Annotated in this window: 19 protein-coding genes; 12 read left to right on the top strand and 7 right to left on the bottom strand. The window is 70.5% G+C overall.

Annotated features, from left to right (window positions below):
• Positions 1–191: 191 nt before the first annotated feature.
• Positions 192–812: a TetR/AcrR family transcriptional regulator gene (locus tag ABFX50_RS47835; protein WP_346157278.1), complete on the bottom strand. Its 621-nt coding sequence runs from the start codon at positions 810–812 to the stop codon at positions 192–194.
• A 112-nt stretch (positions 813–924) separates the two neighbouring features.
• Between ABFX50_RS47835 and ABFX50_RS47830 the strand changes: the two genes are divergently transcribed.
• Positions 925–1950 carry a glycoside hydrolase family 113 protein gene (locus ABFX50_RS47830; protein WP_346157275.1) on the top strand — a complete coding sequence of 342 codons (1026 nt, stop codon included), beginning with the start codon at positions 925–927 and terminating at the stop codon, positions 1948–1950.
• A gap of 10 nt (positions 1951–1960) precedes the next feature.
• Here ABFX50_RS47830 and ABFX50_RS47825 read toward each other — a convergent pair whose 3' ends face one another.
• A complete protein-coding gene (locus tag ABFX50_RS47825; RefSeq protein ID WP_346157273.1) occupies positions 1961–2485 on the bottom strand; it encodes an EF-hand domain-containing protein in 525 nt (174 codons plus the stop codon).
• 223 nt (positions 2486–2708) lie between these two features.
• Here ABFX50_RS47825 and ABFX50_RS47820 point away from each other — a divergent pair, with 223 nt between their 5' ends.
• Both ABFX50_RS47820 and ABFX50_RS47815 read left to right on the top strand, forming a co-directional pair.
• Positions 2709–4634 carry a hypothetical protein gene (locus ABFX50_RS47820; RefSeq protein ID WP_346157271.1) on the top strand — a complete coding sequence of 642 codons (1926 nt, stop codon included), beginning with the start codon at positions 2709–2711 and terminating at the stop codon, positions 4632–4634.
• A gap of 107 nt (positions 4635–4741) precedes the next feature.
• On the top strand, positions 4742–5368 hold the full coding sequence (locus ABFX50_RS47815) for a TetR/AcrR family transcriptional regulator (protein WP_346157269.1): 627 nt from the start codon (positions 4742–4744) through the stop codon (positions 5366–5368).
• 12 nt (positions 5369–5380) lie between these two features.
• On the opposite strand, the gene ABFX50_RS47810 is transcribed toward ABFX50_RS47815, so the two are convergent.
• On the bottom strand, positions 5381–6319 hold the full coding sequence (locus ABFX50_RS47810) for a TIGR03885 family FMN-dependent LLM class oxidoreductase (RefSeq protein WP_346157266.1): 939 nt from the start codon (positions 6317–6319) through the stop codon (positions 5381–5383).
• Between the two features lie 113 nt (positions 6320–6432).
• Here ABFX50_RS47810 and ABFX50_RS47805 point away from each other — a divergent pair, with 113 nt between their 5' ends.
• On the top strand, positions 6433–6723 hold the full coding sequence (locus tag ABFX50_RS47805) for a DUF1876 domain-containing protein (protein WP_183645287.1): 291 nt from the start codon (positions 6433–6435) through the stop codon (positions 6721–6723).
• A gap of 39 nt (positions 6724–6762) precedes the next feature.
• Here the strand turns inward: ABFX50_RS47805 and ABFX50_RS47800 are convergent, their stop codons facing one another.
• On the bottom strand, positions 6763–7230 hold the full coding sequence (locus ABFX50_RS47800) for a MarR family transcriptional regulator (RefSeq protein WP_346157263.1): 468 nt from the start codon (positions 7228–7230) through the stop codon (positions 6763–6765).
• Positions 7231–7411: 181 nt separating this feature from the next.
• On the opposite strand from ABFX50_RS47800, the gene ABFX50_RS47795 reads away from it, so the two are divergent.
• Positions 7412–8275, top strand: a complete 864-nt coding sequence (locus tag ABFX50_RS47795) for an alpha/beta fold hydrolase (RefSeq protein ID WP_183645285.1) — start codon at positions 7412–7414, stop codon at positions 8273–8275.
• Positions 8276–8295: 20 nt separating this feature from the next.
• On the opposite strand, the gene ABFX50_RS47790 is transcribed toward ABFX50_RS47795, so the two are convergent.
• From ABFX50_RS47790 to ABFX50_RS47780, 3 genes are all read right to left on the bottom strand, one after another.
• Positions 8296–9180 carry a hypothetical protein gene (locus ABFX50_RS47790; RefSeq protein WP_346157260.1) on the bottom strand — a complete coding sequence of 295 codons (885 nt, stop codon included), beginning with the start codon at positions 9178–9180 and terminating at the stop codon, positions 8296–8298.
• Positions 9181–9245: 65 nt separating this feature from the next.
• Entirely contained in the window at positions 9246–9431 is a 186-nt protein-coding gene (locus tag ABFX50_RS47785; RefSeq protein ID WP_346157281.1) for an alpha/beta hydrolase, read from the bottom strand.
• A 65-nt stretch (positions 9432–9496) separates the two neighbouring features.
• A complete protein-coding gene (locus ABFX50_RS47780; RefSeq protein WP_346157257.1) occupies positions 9497–10237 on the bottom strand; it encodes a VOC family protein in 741 nt (246 codons plus the stop codon).
• A 280-nt stretch (positions 10238–10517) separates the two neighbouring features.
• Between ABFX50_RS47780 and ABFX50_RS47775 the strand changes: the two genes are divergently transcribed.
• Genes ABFX50_RS47775 through ABFX50_RS47745 form a run of 7 tightly spaced genes read left to right on the top strand, consistent with a single transcriptional unit; the run spans position 10518 to position 18220 of the window.
• Entirely contained in the window at positions 10518–11543 is a 1026-nt protein-coding gene (locus ABFX50_RS47775; protein WP_346157255.1) for a LacI family DNA-binding transcriptional regulator, read from the top strand.
• A 7-nt stretch (positions 11544–11550) separates the two neighbouring features.
• On the top strand, positions 11551–13155 hold the full coding sequence (locus ABFX50_RS47770) for an FAD-dependent oxidoreductase (RefSeq protein WP_346157252.1): 1605 nt from the start codon (positions 11551–11553) through the stop codon (positions 13153–13155).
• 30 nt (positions 13156–13185) lie between these two features.
• Positions 13186–14445, top strand: a complete 1260-nt coding sequence (locus ABFX50_RS47765) for an ABC transporter substrate-binding protein (protein WP_346157250.1) — start codon at positions 13186–13188, stop codon at positions 14443–14445.
• A gap of 1 nt (position 14446) precedes the next feature.
• The gene (locus tag ABFX50_RS47760; protein ID WP_346157248.1) at positions 14447–15388 is read left to right on the top strand and encodes a carbohydrate ABC transporter permease; all 942 of its coding nucleotides are present in this window, start codon (positions 14447–14449) and stop codon (positions 15386–15388) included.
• On the top strand, positions 15378–16208 hold the full coding sequence (locus tag ABFX50_RS47755) for a carbohydrate ABC transporter permease (RefSeq protein ID WP_346157246.1): 831 nt from the start codon (positions 15378–15380) through the stop codon (positions 16206–16208). Before ABFX50_RS47760 ends, ABFX50_RS47755 begins: the two co-directional genes overlap by 11 nt.
• A 2-nt stretch (positions 16209–16210) precedes the next feature.
• Entirely contained in the window at positions 16211–18073 is a 1863-nt protein-coding gene (locus ABFX50_RS47750) for a hypothetical protein (RefSeq protein WP_346157244.1), read from the top strand.
• Between the two features lie 9 nt (positions 18074–18082).
• Complete coding sequence (locus tag ABFX50_RS47745; protein ID WP_346157241.1) at positions 18083–18220, top strand: hypothetical protein; 138 nt, start codon at positions 18083–18085, stop codon at positions 18218–18220.
• Positions 18221–18242: the final 22 nt, after the last annotated feature.

Genomic DNA, 18242 nt, shown 5'->3' with positions numbered 1-18242 from the left:
GTTCTGGAGGGGACCTTCGACGGCGTGCTGACCCGTTGGATCTTCTCCGACGTCAAGCCCGGCTCCTTCCACTGGCGCGCCGTCGAGTCATCGGACGGCGGCCGGACGTGGCGGCTGCGCCAGCAGATGGTCGCCGGCCGTCCCTGAGACCGGCCCGACGGAGGGGTAGGGGGCACGGCGCCGGCGGAGGGTCAGCTCGGGTTGGGGCCTCGTCGCCGCACAAGGGGCAGGTACACCTCGTCGACGATCTCGACGAGGACGTCGTCGGGCACGGTGGGCGCCCCGCGCACGACGAACTCGTTGCGCAGCAGGACGCCGGCCACGGTGGCGACCCTGGGGTGGAGCGCCTCGGGGCTGGCTTCACCGCGAGCGACCGCGCGGCCCAGGATGGTCAACCAGGGGGCGGCTGCGGCGTCGCCGGACTGGTCCTGCAGTTGCGCCAGGAGTTCCGACGTGCCGCCCGCCGCGGAGAGCAGTTCGCGCAGGAGCGCGCCGAGGGGGGAGCTCCAGTAGCGGTTGGCCTGGCGTAGCCACTCGAGGACGTCGCCGCGCAGCTCACCGGTGTCAGGGGGAGGGACCGCCGTGGCCAGTCGCCGATAGGCGGCGATGCCGAGCGTGAGGCGGTTCGGCCAGCGGCGGTAGATGGCGTTCTTGTTGGTGCCGGCGCGGGCGGCGACCTTGTCCATGGTGAACCCTGCGTATCCCGACGCGGTGAGTTCGTCCGCCGCGGCGCGCAGGATCACCTCCTCCAGCGCGGCTCCTCGTCGCCGTGTCTGCCCGGCACCTGGCTGCCTCGTCGGATCCGCTGTCATGGCCCCTTCTCGATCGGTACCGGCCGTACCCCCGCATTCTGCTTGTCATCCCTGCCTACAGGCAACTAAGGTACGCCGAGTACCGTAACAACAGCCTGAAAGGAGGCTCGGCATGCGAGCCAAAGGCATCAGCTACGACACCGGCTTCGTCTACAACGGAGTGATCGGCCATACGCGTTTCGATTCGGAGACGGTCAGGCGCGAGTTGCGCGTCATCCGCGATGACCTGCACTGCACCGCGGTCCGCGTCATGGGCGGCGATCCGGAGAGGATCGAGCTCGCGGCGGCGCACGCCGCCGACCTCGGTCTCGAGGTCTGGTTCTCCCCCTACCCGCTCGAACTGACCGACGACGAGATGCTGTCGCTGTTCGCCGACTGCGCTGAGCGCGCGGAGCGGCTCAGGCGACGGGGAGCCGAGGTCGTGTTCGTCGCCGGCGCCGAGCTCAGCCTGATGAACAAGGGGTTCCTGCCGGGCGGCGACATCGACGAGCGGATCGAACTGCTGCGTCAGCCGCATCGCGTGCGCGAGCACATCGCGGAGGTCGGCACCCGGGTCAACGACTTCCTCGGCAGGGCCGTGGCGCTCGTCCGTGAGCGCTTCGGCGGCAAGGTGACCTACGCCTCCGTACCGCTCGAGCGCGTCGACTGGGAGCCCTTCGACATCGTCTCCATGGATCTCTACCGGTCGGCCGAGGTCGCCGACCGCTTCGCCGCAGGCGTCCGTGACCTCGTCGCGCAGGGGAAGCCGGTCGCGATCACCGAGTTCGGCGCGGCCGGCTACCAGGGCGCGGGTGACAGGGGCGCTCTCGGGCTGGCGATCGTCGAATACGACAAGGACACCCGCGCACCTGTTCGGCTGGACGGTGTGTACGCCCGCGACGAGGCCGGTCAGGCCGCGTACCTGCGTGAGCTGCTGGAGGTCTTCGACGCCGGAGGCGTCGACAGCGCCTTCGTGTTCACCTTCGCGCTCCGCGACCACCTCCACCGCCCCGACGGCGATCCCCGCGATGACCTGGACCTGGCCAGCTACGGCATCGTCAAGGTCTACGAGGACCGCCTCGGTGTGACCTACCCCGACATGCCCTGGGAGCCCAAGGCCGCGTTCGCCGCCCTCGCCGACTTCTACCGGGAGCACTGAGAGGGCACGGTCAGAGGGCAGGGGGTGCGCCGAAGACGTGGGCGCCGGGCGCCTCGGGGTCGTCGCCCGACCAGAACTCGCTCCAGTGCAGGACGAACTCCGCGCGAGAGATGGTGCCGTCGCCGTCGGCGTCAAGGCGCGAGAACACGGCGGCGGTGTCGGTGGAGCGGCCGTTCCATGCCTCGATCATCCGCCGGTACTCGGCCGGGGAGATCCGGCCGTCGCCGTCCTCGTCGACGGCTTCGAACATGACCTCGGCGGTGGCGGCGACGGCGTCAGGCATCCGGCCGAGCAGGTCCACGACGGTGAGGACGTCCTCGACCGCGACCGAGTCGGGGTCTCGGGAGCTCGCGGCGAGCGTTCCCCACCAGCCGTGCATGATCGACCTCAGGCGCTCCTCGTCGCCCGCCGCGCGGACGGACGCCCAGCGCCGCGCGAGAGCCTCGAAATCACTTTCGCGCAGGATGCCGTCTCCGTCGGCGTCCATCGCGCTGAACACGAGTTCCACCTTGCCCCGCTGAAACATGCTCGCCATGCGCGGATCGTCCCCTCCGTCACGGCGGATGACTCCTGCCCCAACGGCTCCATCTCCTTCCCGTCCGGCGACGCAACCATCACTGTCGGTGATGGAGCAAGTGGCGGGCCTCGGGCGCGTGCGCGAATGTGCGCGCCAGGGGTCTTGCTCGATCGTTTCCACGCATGGTACGAATGGCCCAATATCGGCCTGGTCCGTAATAAGCCCCCCGAGAGGCAAGTGGATGAGAAGGATACGGTTCGTCACGGCGTTGACCCTGGCCATGGCTCTGGGCCTGACGGGCGCGCCCGTCGCGGCAGGCGCGACGCCCGTCGTCGAGGACCTCGGCCCGGCCTCGCAGGTGACCTCGATCAGCGCGGCCGAGTTCGTCGGCGACCGCCTCTACCTGGGCACCGGCGGCATCAAGCCGACCAGGATCGGCGCCTACGACCCCGCGCAGCGCAAGGTGACCTCGATCACCGAGCTGCCCAGCGGCGACGGCACGTGGGCGGCCGCGGCCGTCGGCACCGACCTGTACGTCGGCACCTACACCCCTGGCGACATCCACAAGGTCGACACCCGCACCGGCGCGGCCACGAAGGTCGCCGACGTACGGCCTGACAACTTCATCTGGTCCATCGACGCCGCCCCCGACGGCAAGATCTACGCCGGCACCTATCCCAGGGGCCGCGTCGTCGAGTACGACCCCGCCACCGGCCAGACCCGCGACTTCGGCCAGGCCGTCGCGGGCGAGCAGTACGTGCGCAGCATCGCCGTCGACGACACCACGATCTACGCGGGAGTGGGCGCCAAGGCCCACCTGATCGCCATCGACAGGGTCACCGGCGCCAAGCGCGAGCTCCTGCCCGCCGAGCTGGCCGACCGCACCTTCGTGGCCACCCTGGCGCTGGAGGGCGGGCTGCTGGCGGCGGGGCTGTCGGCGACGGGCGACCTGATGCTCATGGAGACCGCCGACCCCTCGCGCCACGTGCTGGTCGACGCGCCCGGCGACTCCTACGTCACCGCGATCGGCATCGACGCGCCCAACAACGACGTCTACTTCGGCACCAGGCCCTCGGGCACGCTCTACCGCTACGACCGCGACAGCGCGAAGCTCGACAGGCTGGCGGTGCCGTACGACGGGGCGTCGTTCAACCGGATCTTCGTCGGCGGCGGCAAGGTGACGGGCGTGCTGACCAGCTCGGTCGTGGAGTACGACCTGGCCACCGGCGAGCTCACCGGCGTGGACCTCACGCAGGCGGGCATGCCGCCCGCGCCCGAGCTGGCGATGGCGGTCACGGCGACGCGCGACCAGGTGCTGGTCAGCGGCAAGGCGGGCGTGCAGGTGCACGACCTGGCCACCGGCGGCAGCACCCGCACGTTCCTGCCGGGCGAGGCCAAGGCGATGACGGTGGTCGGCAAGCACGTCTACCTGTCGGTCTACACCCTCGCCTACCTGTTCGGCATGCGGCCCGACGGCTCCGACCTGCGCAGGCTGGCCCGCGTCGGCGAGGAGCAGAACCGCCCGCTCGACGCCCACTACGACCCCGTCAGCAGGCGGCTGCTGGTGGGCACCCAGCCCGAGTACGGCCTGCACGGCGGCGCGCTGGCCCTCTACGACCCGCGCGGCGACAGGATCGAGACGTTCAGGAACATCATCGCGAACCAGTCGATCCGCTCGGTCACCGCCAGGTCTGGCACCGCATACGTCGCCAGCGAGATCAGCGGCGGCCTCGGCACCACCCCGGTGGCCAAGCAGGCCGAGCTGGCCGCCTTCGACCTGCGCACCAAGCAGGTCCGCTGGTCGGTGGTCCCGGTGGAGGGCGCGACCGTGATCTCCGAGCTGGTCTCCCACGGCGCCATGCTGTACGGCATCGCCGACACCGGCGTGCTGTTCGAGTTCGACCCGCGCCGCAAGAAGGTCACCAGGACGGTCGCGGTGCCGCTCAGCAAGTCTCGCACCGGCACGATCGTGCGGGCGAGCGACCGTCTCTACGGCACCGACGGCGAGAGCGTCTACCGGATCGACCCGCTGACCATGACGATCTCCACCGTGGTCGACGGGCTCGCCGCGCAGGCCTACGGCTCGCAGCCGCTGCTCGCGGCCGCTCCCGACGGGGCCGCGCTCTACGCCCTGCGCGGCCGCAACCTGGTGCGCATCGTGCTCTGAGCCCGGTTCACGCTCCTGTGCGGCCATCGGCCGTACAGGAGCGATTTGACCGGTATTTGTCGATCACGTGATTGGCCTGGACGACGTCGGATTCTAGGGTCACCAGTATGACGTCAGTAAAAGGGGGTGAGCGGGAGCGCATCCTCAACGCTGCGACCAAGCTGTTCGCCGCGCTCGGCTACGACGCGACCGACATCGGGCAGATCGCTGAGACCGCCGGGTTGAGCGCGAAGGCCGTGAGCTCCCACTTCGGCGCCAAGCGCGACCTGTACATAGCCGTCATGGAACGCGCCCACACCCAGCACGCGGCCGTCGTGAAGGAGCGGATCAGGGACCTTCAGGTCGCGCCGCCCGAGGACAAGGTGGCCGCGGTGCACAGGTTCATCGACGCCTACATCGACTTCGCCGCCGAGCATCCCGAGGTGCCGTCACTGTGGATGCACCGGTGGCTGTCGGACGCCAGCGACGTCAGCAGCCTCGAGGCGCAGTATGTCCAGCCGCTGGCCGAGTTCGCCATCGAGAACATCATCCCGGCCTCGAACGTGGAGCACGCCGACGTGCACTACACGATCAACTCGATGATCTGGTGCGTGCACGGGTTCGTCCTCAGCGGCGTGTTCGACGCGGCGGCGCAGCGGCGCGGTCCCGAGGACCCGCGCGCCATGCGCCGCTTCCGCGCCCACATGCACCAGATGATCCATCGAACGCTCGGGCTGCCCGGGTCACCGCCGTGACCGGGCGGCCGCTCACTTGACGATCTCGGCGAAGGCCTCGATGAACGGGCGCTGCTCCTGACCGACATGGTGCAGGAAGATCTCGTCGAAGCCCTGCTCGGCGTAGGAGTGCAGCAGCTCGGCGTGGCGGCCCACGTCGGCGGAGACGTGCACGACCTCGGCCACCTTCTCCGGCGGGACGTCTCGGGAGACGATGTCGAACAGCTCCACGCGGTCCAGGTCCCAGCAGACCGGCGGCGCGAACACGTTGGAGCGCCACTGGTCGTGGGCCAGCCGCAGCGCCTCCTCCTCGGTGGGCGCCCAGCTCAGGTGCACCTGCACGCGCAGCGGGCCGCGTCCGCCCGCCTCCCTGTAGGCGCGCGCCACGCTCTCGGCCTGCGGCCCGCCCACGGTGATCAGGCCGTCGGCCCACTCGGCGCACCAGCGCGCGGTCTCCTCGCTCACGGCCGCCCCGACGAGGTGGGGCGCCTCGGCGGGGAGCGTCCACAGCCTGGCCCTGTCCACCGTGACCAGCCCCTCGTGCGTGACCTCCTCGCCGGCGAGCAGCGCCCTGATCACCTCCACGCACTCGCGCAGGCGGGCGTTGCGTACCTGCTTGCGCGGCCAGGGGGCGCCGGTGATGTGCTCGTTGGACGCCTCGCCGCTGCCGAGCGCGGCCCAGAACCTGCCGGGATACATCGAGGCGAGCGTGGCGATGGCCTGCGCGATGATCGCGGGGTGGTAGCGCTGCCCGGGGGCGTTGACGATGCCGAAGGGCAGCGACGTCCGCTCGAGGGCGGCGCCCAGCCAGGACCAGGCGAACCCCGACTCACCCTGCCGCTCGCTCCACGGCGAGAAGTGGTCCGACGACATGGCGGCGCCGAAGCCGGCCTCCTCTGCGGCCGCGACCGCGTCGAGAAGCGCCCTGGGCGAGACCTGCTCGTGCGAGGCGTGGAATCCGTACGTAGGCATGGCGCCGCTGCTACCCGATCACACCCGCGGCGAACCTCCTCGCACTCATCACGCTTGTGGGTGGATGCTAGAGATATGACCGCATCGTCACGTTTGTGACATTTGGAGTCGTCATGAAGACCCAGGAATGGACCGTCAAGATCCTCATCAGCGAGGACGACGAGGACAAGCGCACCGAGGCCACCGCCGTGCTCTACGCCCTCGGCAACAGAAGACACGAGAGCGTCGGCCACGCCCGCCGCAACCCCGAGGACCGTCCCGTCCCCGAGATCGGCGACGAGCTGGCGGCAGGGCGCGCCCTGATGGATCTGGCCGAAAAACTCCTCGGTGACGGGGCCGAGGACATCGCCGAGCTGTCGGGACCCGCCCGATCGGGAGGCGCGACACTCACCCCATCGCCCTGATCGAGGACACCACCCAGCCGGCGGCGCCGGCCTGCTGCGCTACAGGAGTCTGGCGGATTCGCTGATCCTGTCGCGCATGGGCCGGCGGCGCAGGGCCTCCAGCGCCTCGTCGACCAGGCGGCTGAGCGGGTAGGGCAGCTCGGCGTCGAGCTCGGCCGCGGCGGCGCTGGTGGCGGCCCACTCCCTGTCCAGGGCCGGCAGCAGCGCCTCGGCTCTGCTGGTCAGCCGCACGATGCGCTGGCGGGCGTCGGCACCGGGGGAGAGGGTGACCAACTCCTCCTTGGCCATCTGCGCGACGGTCTGACTGGCGGCCGAGTGCGTCACGCCGATGGCGCGGGCCAGGTCGCGGATGGAGGCGGGGCCCTCGGCGGCGAGCTGGCGCAGGATCGGGGTGAAGCGGGGGCGGAAGCCCTCCAGCCCGAGGCTGGGGTAGAGCGCCGTGACCCCGTCGTCGAGAAGGTCGAGGAGCAGGCGCAGCCGCGTGCCCAGCAGCTCACTGGATTCCATGGCCCCTCACTCTAGAGGCGCGTGGCCGCCTCGATGCCGTCCAGCAGGACGGTGAGCCACAACGCCGCACGACTTCGCCGGCCACTGGCGGCTCAGGCTCACCCAGACGACGCCCCCACCCCGGACGACCTCGCCGAGGCCGCCGAAAGAGTGGAGACCGGCTGACCGTACGATCTCTGCCATGGACATTCCCCGCGTTGCGCACAGGTTCGTCGAGGTCGAAGGGGTGCGCGTCTTCTACAGGGAGGCGGGGCCGCTGGACGCGCCGGTGCTGCTGCTCCTGCACGGCTTCCCCTCGGCCTCGCACCAGTACCGCAGACTGATCGACGCGCTCGGCACCAGGTACAGGGTGATCGCCCCCGACTACCCCGGCTTCGGCCACACCGAGGCCCCCGAAGGGTTCTCCTACACCTTCGACAGGCTCGCCGACATCACCGAGGGCTTCCTCGAGCGGCTCGGGCTGGCCAGGTTCGTGATGTACGTCTTCGACTTCGGCGCGCCCGTCGGCTTCAGGCTGGCCGAGCGTCACCCCGAGTGGATCGCGGGCCTGGTGGTCCAGAACGGCAACGCCTACGAGGAAGGGCTGTCGGACGGCGCCCGCTCCTTCGTCGCACTGCGGCCCGAGCAGCCCGGCGCCGAGCAGACCATCAGGGAGCTGCTGACCCTGCAGGGCACGCGCGGCCAGTACGAGGGCGGCACCAGCGACCCCGAACTCGTCGCCCCCGACGGCTGGACCCTCGACCAGCACTTCCTCGACCAGCCGGGCCGGGCCGAGGCGCAGGTCGCCCTCGCCTTCGACTACAAGTCGAACGTCGAGAGCTATCCGCGCTGGCAGGCGTGGCTGCGTGAGCACACGCCGCCCGCGCTCGTCGTCTGGGGCCGCAACGACCCGTTCTTCCCCGAGCCCGGCGCCCGCGCCTACCTGCGCGACCTGCCGGAGGCCGAGCTGCACGTCTTCGACACCGGGCACTTCGCACTGGAGGAGAACCTGCCCGAGATCGCCCCGCTCGTCGCGGACTTCCTCGACCGCGCCTGGAAGCGTTGATGTCGTGAGGGCGCGGGCAGTCAGGCGCCGCGCCCCGGCGTCTGGCCCAGCCTGCCGTTGTCGCGCAGGATCCGCAGGGCGTCGACGGTGACGGCGCCGCGCCAGTCCAGCGCGCCCGCCTGCGAGATCGTCGCGTAGTCGACGGTCCACCCGCCGTCCTCCCGCTGCAGGCTCTCCAGCCGGTCGAGGTCGGCGGACACCGCCTCGGCAGTGAACAGCCGGCGTGAAGGCAGGCCGGGAGCGGGGGAGAAGTCCAGCGGGCTCAGCATCTCGTGCTCGGTGCCGCCCTCCACGTGCATCTCCCCGTCGGGCGGCACGAACGCGCCCAGGCGGTCGAGCAGGTCGGAGGCCGAAGGCTGGGTGTCGAGGAAGCGCACGGCGAAGGCCAGGACGTAGGCGTGGGGCCGCTCCTTCAGCGAGGAGATGGCCTCCAGGCAGTAGGCGCTCGCCCGCGCCAGCCACGGGTGCGCGGCGACGGCGGGGTCATGGGCGGCCACCCGCCAGGCCGCCGCCGCCGTCACCGCGGTGATCTGCAGCGACGACTCCGAACGGTCCGCGCCCTGCCACCACGGCGCCGTCGCCTGCGCGACCGTCAGCGGCAGGGCGAACGGCAGGCCGCCGTCGGGCCGCGTCACCGTCTGCAACCAGTCGCACAGCTCGGCCGCACGGGGGCTCGGCGCCTGCTCGAACACCTCGAAGGCGTGCAGCGCGGAGCCAGGCTGGCTCTCGGGCGAGCGCAGGTCCGGCTCCAGGCCCCAGCCGTATCCGCCGTCGGCGTTGCGGTAACCCTCGAGCGCGGCCAGCGTGCCGGCGGGGTCGCCCTCGCCCATCAGCAACTCGAAGCGGCGCCTGTCGAGCAGTCGCGCGTGACCGGCCATGAAGGAGGCGACCTTGTCGATATCCATGCCGCCATCCTTCCTCAGCCCCGACCTGCGGTCTTGTACATATCGGCCGCCTGCGGCGGCCCTGTTCACTCTGCGGGGCAGACGGTGCCGGGCACCGGCAGCCTCAGCGTGGTGAGGTACCTGGTGGCGTGCTCGATGGGGCACTTCTTGCCCGACAGGTACATCACATGCCCGGGGCCGTCGTAGCCGACGGTGACCGCGCCACGCCCCGCGCCCGCCCGCCGGGGCGTGGGCGGCCTCGCCTTCGCGATCCCGGCCCGCCGGGATCACGCCGAGGCCGACACCGGCCTCGCCGTCTGTGACGGAAGGCTCCGCGTCAGGACCGGCCGAGGACGCAGAACTGGTTGCCCTCCGGGTCGGCGAGGACCATCCACGAGACGTCGCCCTGGCCGACGTCGGCGGGCGTCGCGCCGAGGGTCTGCAGCCTGGCCACCTCCGCGGCTTGACCGTCAACGGGGTTCGGCAGCAGGTCGAGATGGACGCGGGTCGACACGGTCTTCGCGCCGGGCGTTGTGCGGAGGAACTCAAGGTATGGCCCGACGCCCTTGGCGGAGCGCAGCGTCGCGTGATCGTCGGTCACCTCGTGCAGGGTCCAGTCGATCGCCTCGCCCCAGAACCCGGCCATGGCCCGCGGGTCCGCGCAGTCGACCACCACCGCGGCGATCGGCCCGGTATCCCGGTAGATCTCCCGAGGCTCCAGCACGCAGAACACGTTGCCCTCCGGGTCGGCCAGGACCGTCCACGGGACGTCGCCCTGGCCCACATCAGCGGGCGTCGCACCGAGCTCCTTCAGGCGCGCGACCAACTCGGCCTGATGGGCCGCGGAGGTGGTGGCGAGATCGAGGTGCACGCGGTACTTCACCGTTTCGGGGTCAGGGACCTTGACGACATCGACGTAGAAGGCGGCGGGGTCCGGCCAGACGAAGCCCTCGGGCTCGAGGTTGGTCACGCCGGGTCCCTCGCTGGAAACGCCCCAACCGAGCGCCTCCGCCCAGAACCGGCCGAGCGCCGAGTCATCCCGAGCTTTGAAATTCACCTGAACAAGAGTCAGTGCCATGCCGCCTTACCTTATGCCCACCAGACAAAACAGGAGGAACCACGCCTTCGGTTCTGCTGGCGGTAACGGATCTCGCCTCGCCCGGAACCGGAATCATCGTCGGCCAGGCGTGGCGGCAGGCCTCGCGTCGCCGTGCGGTGTTCGCCGGACGAACGGGGCCGGAGGCGATCGTGTCGGCGGCAGCCGCTGCTAATACGAATTACTTGAGTGATTACCCCTTGACGCCCCGTTGTGCCCGGTTACACAATGACCGCACTAATACGCATTATCAAGGCGACGGGTGATACGCACAGTGACTCCTTCAGGGCGGCGTCTGACGCAGCAGGACATCGCGCGCATGGCAGGCGTGAGCCAGACGACGGTGTCCCTGGTGCTCAACGGGAGGGCCGAGGGCGAGGTGCGGATCTCGCCCGAAACCCGCGACCGGGTGCTTCAGGTGATCAGGGAGACCGGGTACGTGGCCGACCCCGCGGCGCGCCGTCTCGTCGAACGCCGCAACCGCATCTACGGCGTGTTCACCTACGAGGCCGTCTTCCCCGCGGAGAGCGCCGACTTCTACCACCCCTTCCTGGTCGGGATCGAGGAGTGCGCAGAGGAGGCGGGCTGCGACCTGCTGCTGTTCACCAGCGCCAAGGTGGAGCAGGGCGAGCGGCGGCGGATCTTCAGCGCGGAGAGCCGGATCCGGCTGGCGGACGGCTGCGTCCTGCTCGGCCGGACGATCGACCGGGACGATCTGTCCAGGCTGCTGTCCGAGGGCATCCCGTTCGTCTCGGTCGGCCGCCGCGACGACGCCGGCGGGCCGGTGCCGTACGTCGGGGCGGACTACCCGCCCGCAGTGCGCGCCCTGGTGAAGCGGGCGGCGGCGCTCGGGCACCGGCGCATGGCCTACGTCGGGACGGGGCAGGGCGCGGAGTCCTACGCCGACCGGCTGCGCGGTTTCACCGAAGGGGTGGCCGCGACCGGCGTCGAAGGCGTGCACCTGGAGCAGGCTGACGGGGTGTTCGGCTCCGGCGCCACCGTCGTGTTCGCCGAGGAGCTGGCCGACGGCGCGGCCATCGCCGAGATCGCCAGGACTCGCGGCCTGGACGTGCCGCGCGACCTTTCCATCGTCGCGCTGGGCGCCCGCACCAGGCCGGTGTCCACCGACATCGACTTCAGCGGCTTCCGCATCCCCCGGCGGGAGATGGGCCGCAGGGCCGTCGAGCTGCTCACCCAGGTGCTGGAGCACGGCGGCGTCCCGCAGGAACTGCTGGCGTGCGAGCTGGTCGAGGGCTCGACGCTGGCACCCGTACATGATGAGAGGTAACCCCCACGTGGTTGAGATATCGGCAGACGCGCTCGTCGTCGGCGGCGGGCTGGGCGGCGTGGCCGCCGCGCTCGCATTGCTGCGGGCGGGCCGCTCGGTGGTGCTCACCGAGGAGTACGACTGGCTGGGCGGCCAGCTGACCAGTCAGGCGGTGCCGCCGGACGAGCACACCTGGGTGGAGCGGTTCGGCGTCACGGCGAGCTATCGCGCGCTACGCGACGGCATCCGGCGCTACTACCGCGACCATTACCCGCTCACCGAGCGGGCGCGGGCCTGGCGGGAGCTGAACCCGGGAGCGGGGCACGTCAGCAAGCTGTGCCACGAACCCAGGGTCGCCGTCGCGGTCATCGAGGCCATGCTGGCCCCGTACCGGGGCTCGGGCAGGCTGCGCGTGCTGCAGCCGTACCGGCCGGTCGGGGCAGAGGTGGACGGCGACCGCGTCACGGCCGTGCGGCTCGCGCACCGGGACGGAGACGAACGGATCACCGCCGTGGCGTCGTACGTGCTGGACGCCACCGAGACCGGCGAACTGCTGCCGCTGGCCGGGGCGGAGTACGTGACCGGCTTCGAGGCGCAGGGCGACACCGGGGAGCCGAGCGCCCCCGCGGTGGCCCAGCCGATGAACATGCAGGCCGTGTCCGTGTGCTTCGCGATCGACCACGTGGACGGCGACCACACCGTGGACAAGCCCGCCTCGTACGACTTCTGGCGCGCCTACCAGCCGCCCTTCTGGGGCGACCGGCTGCTGTCGTGGCGCTGCCCCAGCCCGCGGACGCTGGAGATCGTGGAGCGTTCCTTCACCCCGAACCCCGGCGACGACCCGCGCCTGGTGGAGGCCGATCAGCGGGTCAACCCGGGCGACGGCAACCTGTGGACCTTCCGCAGAATCGCCGCCCGCGACACCTTCGTGCCCGGCGCCTACGAGAGCGACATCACGCTGGTCAACTGGCCCATGATCGACTACCTGGAGGGCCCGGTCATCGACGTGCCTGACGCCGGCCAGCACCTGGCGAAGGCCCGCGAGCTGTCCCTGTCGGCGCTGTACTGGCTGCAGACCGAGGCCCCCCGCCACGACGGCGGGACCGGATACCCGGGTCTGCGGCTGCGCGGCGACGTCACGGGCGGGGCCGACGGGCTCGCCCAGGCCCCCTACATCCGCGAGTCCCGGCGCATCCGGGCCCTGACCACTGTCACCGAACAGGACCTGTCCGTGGCGGTACGCGGCGACAAGGGCGCCGTCTCCTATCACGACTCGGTGGGCGTGGGCATGTACCGCATCGACCTGCACCCCTCGACCGGCGGCGACAACTACATCGACGTCGCCTGCTCCCCGTTCGAGATCCCTCTCGGGGCGCTGATCCCGCAGCGGATGACCAATCTGCTGCCCGCATGCAAGAACATCGGCACCACTCACATCACCAACGGCGCCTACCGCCTGCACCCGGTGGAGTGGAACGTCGGCGAGGCGGCCGGCGCGCTCGCCGCTTTCTGCCTGGACCGTGCGACCACGCCGCACGCCGTGCGCGCGAGCGAGCGGCTCCTGGCCGACTACCAGGACCGGCTCACCCAAGACGGCGTGGAGCTGCGCTGGCCCGACGTCACCGGTTACTGACGCCGCCATCACGCCAGAAGGAGAACCCCCATGAAAGCACCAGGGAAGCTGGCGGCCCTCTCGCTGACCGCTCTCCTCGCGGTCACCGCCTGCGGCGGCGAGGCCGCTCCAGCCGCGCAAGGCCCGCAACCGCTGCGCATGTCGATCTGGACCTCCAACGAGGCTCACCTGAAGTTGTTCAACGAGATCGCCGCCGAGTACCGCAAGTCCCACCCGCAGGTCGGCGAGATCACCTTCGACCCCATCCCTTTCGAGAACTACACGACCACCCTGACCACGCAGATCGCCGGCGGCAACGCCCCCGACCTGGCGTGGATCCTGGAGAACTCCGCCCCGGACTTCGTCGGCTCCGGCGCCCTCGTCCCGCTCAAGAGCAAGATCGAGAACGCGGGCGAGCTGGTCCCTGCCGCCACCCGGCTGTGGGAGCGCGACGGAGAGCTGTACGCCTACCCGTTCTCCACCTCGCCCTTCGGCGTCTTCGTCAACACCGACCTGGTCAAGGCCGCCGGCCAGAAGATGCCGCGCGAACTGATGAAGGCCGGCCAGTGGGACTGGCAGCACGCCAACGAGATCAACAAGGCCGTCGCGGCGAAGGGCAAGAACGGCCTGACCATCCTCAACTTCGACTACAAGGCCTGGGACAACCTCGCCACCGTGTGGCAGGGCTGGGGCGCCAAGGCGTGGAGCGACGACGGCGGCACCTGCCAGTTCAACGCGCCCGAGATGGTCGAGGCGATGACGTTCCTGCACAAGGCGATCTTCACCGACAAGTCCATGCCGGGTCCGGGCACCGCCGTCGACTTCTTCTCCGGCGACACCGCGATGGCTGTCGCACAGATCTCGCGCGCCGCCATGCTGGAGGACGCGACGTTCAAGTGGGACCTGGTGCCGCTGCCCGCCGGGCCGAAGGGCGAGTACGCGGTCATCGGCCAGGCCGGGATCGGCGTGCTGAAGAAGTCGCCGAGGGCCGAGCAGGCCACCGACTTCCTCACCTACTTCACCAACGCCGCCAACTCCGCCAAGCTGGCCGCCTACTTCCCTCCCGCCCGCGGTTCGCTGCTGACCGCCGACACCATGGCGAAGACCAGCCCCATGCTGAACGGCGACCAACTGCAGGAGGTGGTGGTCGACGGCATCCAGAAGGGCGTGGTCAAGCCCTCCCACACCGGTCAGGCCGAGCTCGCCCAGACCGCCAGAGCCGCGCTCGACCCGCTGTGGAAGCCGGACGCCGACGTCAAGGCGGTGCTGGACGGCGTGTGCGCGAAGATCCAGCCGCTGCTGGGCGGATGACGTGGCGGCGACGGACCTCCTCGACCGGGTGGCCGTGCGCGCCGCCACCCGGACCCGTCCCTTCTGGACCATCCCCCGGCGCGACGCCCTCGTCGGCTACCTGCTGATCTCGCCGCAGCTCGTGGGAAGCGCGCTGTTCGTCCTGCTGCCGCTCGGCCTGGTCGTCTACTACAGCCTCCAGGAGTGGAACGTGCTGGCGAGCACGTTCGAGTACGTCGGGGGCGCGAACTACGCCAAGCTGCTCGCCGACCCCAACATGGGGCAGGTGCTGACCGGCACCGCGCTCTTCTCGGTCGGCCTGGTCGTGCTCAACCTCACCCTCGCCCTGAGCCTGGCCATCCTGCTCAACCAGCGGCTGGCCGGCACCACGTTCTTCCGCACGCTGTTCTTCTCCCCGGTGCTGGTGTCGCTGGTCGCCTGGACCATCGTCTGGCAGTTCCTGCTCCAGCAGGACGGCGGCGTCAACGGCCTGCTCGGCGTGGCGGGCGTCGAGGGCCCCAACTGGCTGCGCGGTGAGACCACCGCGCTGCTGTCGGTCATCGTGGTCCAGGTCGTCAAGAACGTCGGGCTCAACATGGTCCTGTTCCTGGCGGCGCTCCAGGGCGTGCCGCGCCAGCTGTACGAGGCCGCGCAGCTCGACGGCGCCGGCGCCTGGACCCGGTTCGCACGCATCACGGTGCCGCAGATCAGCCCGACGATCCTGCTCACCTCGATCATCACCGTGGTCGGGTCACTGCAGGTGTTCGCCCAGATCGCCGTGCTCACCCAGGGCGGGCCCGGCATGTCCACCACGGTCCTCGTCTACTACCTGTATCAGCAGGCCTTCCAGTTCCGGCACCTCGGTTACGGCGCCGCCCTGTCGGTCCTGCTGTTCCTGATCGTCGCGGCGCTGACGCTGCTGCAGTGGCGACTGCGCCGGAAGTGGGTCTTCCATGAGTCGTAAGCTCAGGCTCGGGCTGTATGCGCTGCTGTGTGTGCTGTGCGTGCCTTTCGTCTTCCCGACGTGGTGGATGGTCACCTCGTCGGTGAAGCCGATCAGCGACATCTTCGCGTTCCCGCCCGCGCTGGTGCCCTCCAGGTTCGACTTCTCCACCTACGGCCGGGTCTTCGAGCTGCAGCCGTTCGGGCAGCAGTACCTCAACAGCCTCTACATCGCGGCGGTGGTGACCGCCGGAACGATGGCGGTGGCCGCGATGGCCGGCTACGCCTTCGCCCGCATCCGCTTCCCCGGCCAGAACCTGCTCTTCCTGGTCGTGCTCGTCGGACTGCTGATCCCCAGCGAGGTGACGATCGTCCCGCTGTTCCAGATGTTCCACACGGCGGGGCTGACCGACACCCACTGGCCGCTGATCCTGGTGCCGATCCTGGGCGCGCCCAGCGTGCTGGCGACGTTCATCATGCGGCAGTTCTTCATCACGCTGCCCGGCGAGCTGGAAGAGGCCGCAAGGGTCGACGGGCTCGGCCGCTTCGGCACCTTCTTCCGGGTGGCGTTGCCGCTGTCCAGGTCTGCGCTCGGCGCCGTCGCCATCTTCACGTTCCTGCACTCGTGGAACCTCTACCTCGAACCCATCGTGTTCCTGTCCACCCCGTCGAAGTTCACCCTGCCTCAGGCGCTCACCCAGTTCGTCGACGCCTACGGCTCGCCCCTGTGGAACGTGCAGCTGTCGGCCGCCACGATGACCGCCCTGCCCATCCTGGTCGTCTTCGTGCTGGCCCAGCGGCAATTCATCGAGGGGCTCGCGCACACCGGTCTGAAAGGTTGACCATGCTCTCCCGCCGCACCCTCCTCCGAGCCGCCGCCCTGCTCCCGGCCGTTCCCGCGCTCGCACCCGGCACCGCCTTCGCGGCCGTCCCCGATCTGGCGCCGCTGCCCCCTCTGAACCGCACGCTGTTCGCCCCCCACGAGCAGCGCTTCGCGCGGTACCTGGCCACCCTCGCGCCCATGGTCAACGACATGGACGACACCGGCTTCTTCGCCGGCGGCTGGTGGCGCTCACCGTCCGCGCCGTACAACGCCCGCGTGCAGGAGCACGTCTTCACACTGGCCTGGTTCCACGCCAACGCCCGCCCGTGGAATCCGTACACGGGGAACGCCGACCTGCTGGCGGCGCTCGACGCGGCGCTCGGCCACTACCTGTCACTTCAGCACAGCGACGGGTCCTTTCCCGAGTACAACCGTAACGAGCACGGCTTGGCCCCCACGGGGTTCGGCCTGGGCTACCTGGCCAAGACCCTGGTGATCCTGCGCGCGACGGGGGCGCTGCCCACCCGGCAGTCCCAGCTCAGCGCCGCGTTACGGAGGGCCATGACCTGGATGCTGAACCCCGCCAACCGCACCGTCTGGCAGGAGCCCCTCCACTACTCCAACCAGACCGCCTCGGGTCTGGCCGGGGCCGCGGTCGCGCTCAAGCTCGACCCCGACCCCGCGCTCGCCGCGAGCCTGACCGAGGCGTTCGCCCGGATCGCCGCGACCGGTGTCAGCCCCGCCGGCTTCTTCCACGAGGAAGGCGGCCACGACATGAACTACAACTTCGAGGTCATGCTCCCCGAACTGGCCGACGCCTACCACCACAGCTCGGACCCGCACCTGGTGGACATGGCACGCGCCTTCACCGGTTTCCTGTCCTACAACCTGCTGCGCGAGCCTGACGGCGCCGGGTACCTGGTCAACGTCGCCCCTTCCACGCGCACCAGCACCCGCTGGTACGACGAGGTCAGGCCCGACCCCGACAGGACCGCGCTGAACTGGACCTTCACCAGCCAGGTGCCGCTGCTGTCGGCGTTCATGACCGCCCGCGAGGACCTGGCCGAGGCCCGCGCCGCCTGGGCCGCCTCCACCGAGCCGGTGACGCCGCTCGCCAAGCAGGACACCTCGCCGCGCATCCTCACGCACGGCCTGTACGGTGAACGGTTCCCCAGCCGGCGGCAACGGGCCGCCGCCATCGCGGACCTGCCCTATCTGGCCTCACACGATTTCGTCGAACTGCGCAGGGACGGCGGCCTGGACTTCCTGTACGTCCGCAAGCCCGGCCTCTACCTGGGCGGCTACTTCGGCGCCCGCGCCTCGCGCAGTCGCACAGGGCTGACCTTCCTGTGGCATCCGGAGGCCGGCACGATCATCTGCGGGCTCAACGACAACGACTACGCCTGCTGGTCCACCGTCTTCCCCGGCCAGGCGCCCGACTCCGACGGACCCCTGCCGGCCACCTACTTCCACGGCGCCCCAGGTGGCAGGGAATGGACCGGCGGCCGGGCCCCCGCCGCCCTCGGCATCCGCTACGGCAACGCGAACGTCACCACGGACGTCCTGGTCACGCGCCGGACGATCCGGCGCGCCGTCAGGGCGAACGCCGCCGCCACCGAGCAGATTCCCCTCGTCCTCCAGCCCGAAGACGTCCTCACCTTCACCGACGGCACGCGGGCCACGTTCGGCGGCTCGACCACCGCCACCGCCGACGGTCTGGACGTGCGCCGGGGTCGCACCACGATCCGCTTCCGCTGGGGCACCCCCCTGCAGGCGACCATCGCGGCTGGAAGCGTCCGGTACTTCCGCGACGGCGCCCGCCGCTTCCATGCCCTCCGTGTCCCCCACCAGGGCACGTTCGACCTCACGGTCATCCTGGGCTGAGGCGGCCCCATGGGCTCCGCGCCGGTCATGCTCGGCGACGGCGTCCGGCTCTTCGACCACCCGGGCGGGACCAACGTCAGGCTCGAACGCCTCAGCCTGGGTGAGGTGCCGCACGCGACGAACCTCTGGCTCCGCGTGGTCCGCTGAGCTCTGCGCCGGGGCCGTACGG

The organism is Nonomuraea recticatena, assembly GCF_039533245.1.
In the GTDB taxonomy this organism is placed as follows: Bacteria; Actinomycetota; Actinomycetes; order Streptosporangiales; family Streptosporangiaceae; genus Nonomuraea; species Nonomuraea roseola.
The sequence above is the reverse complement of the archived record's forward strand: the minus strand, read 5'-3'. Positions and strand labels throughout refer to the sequence as shown.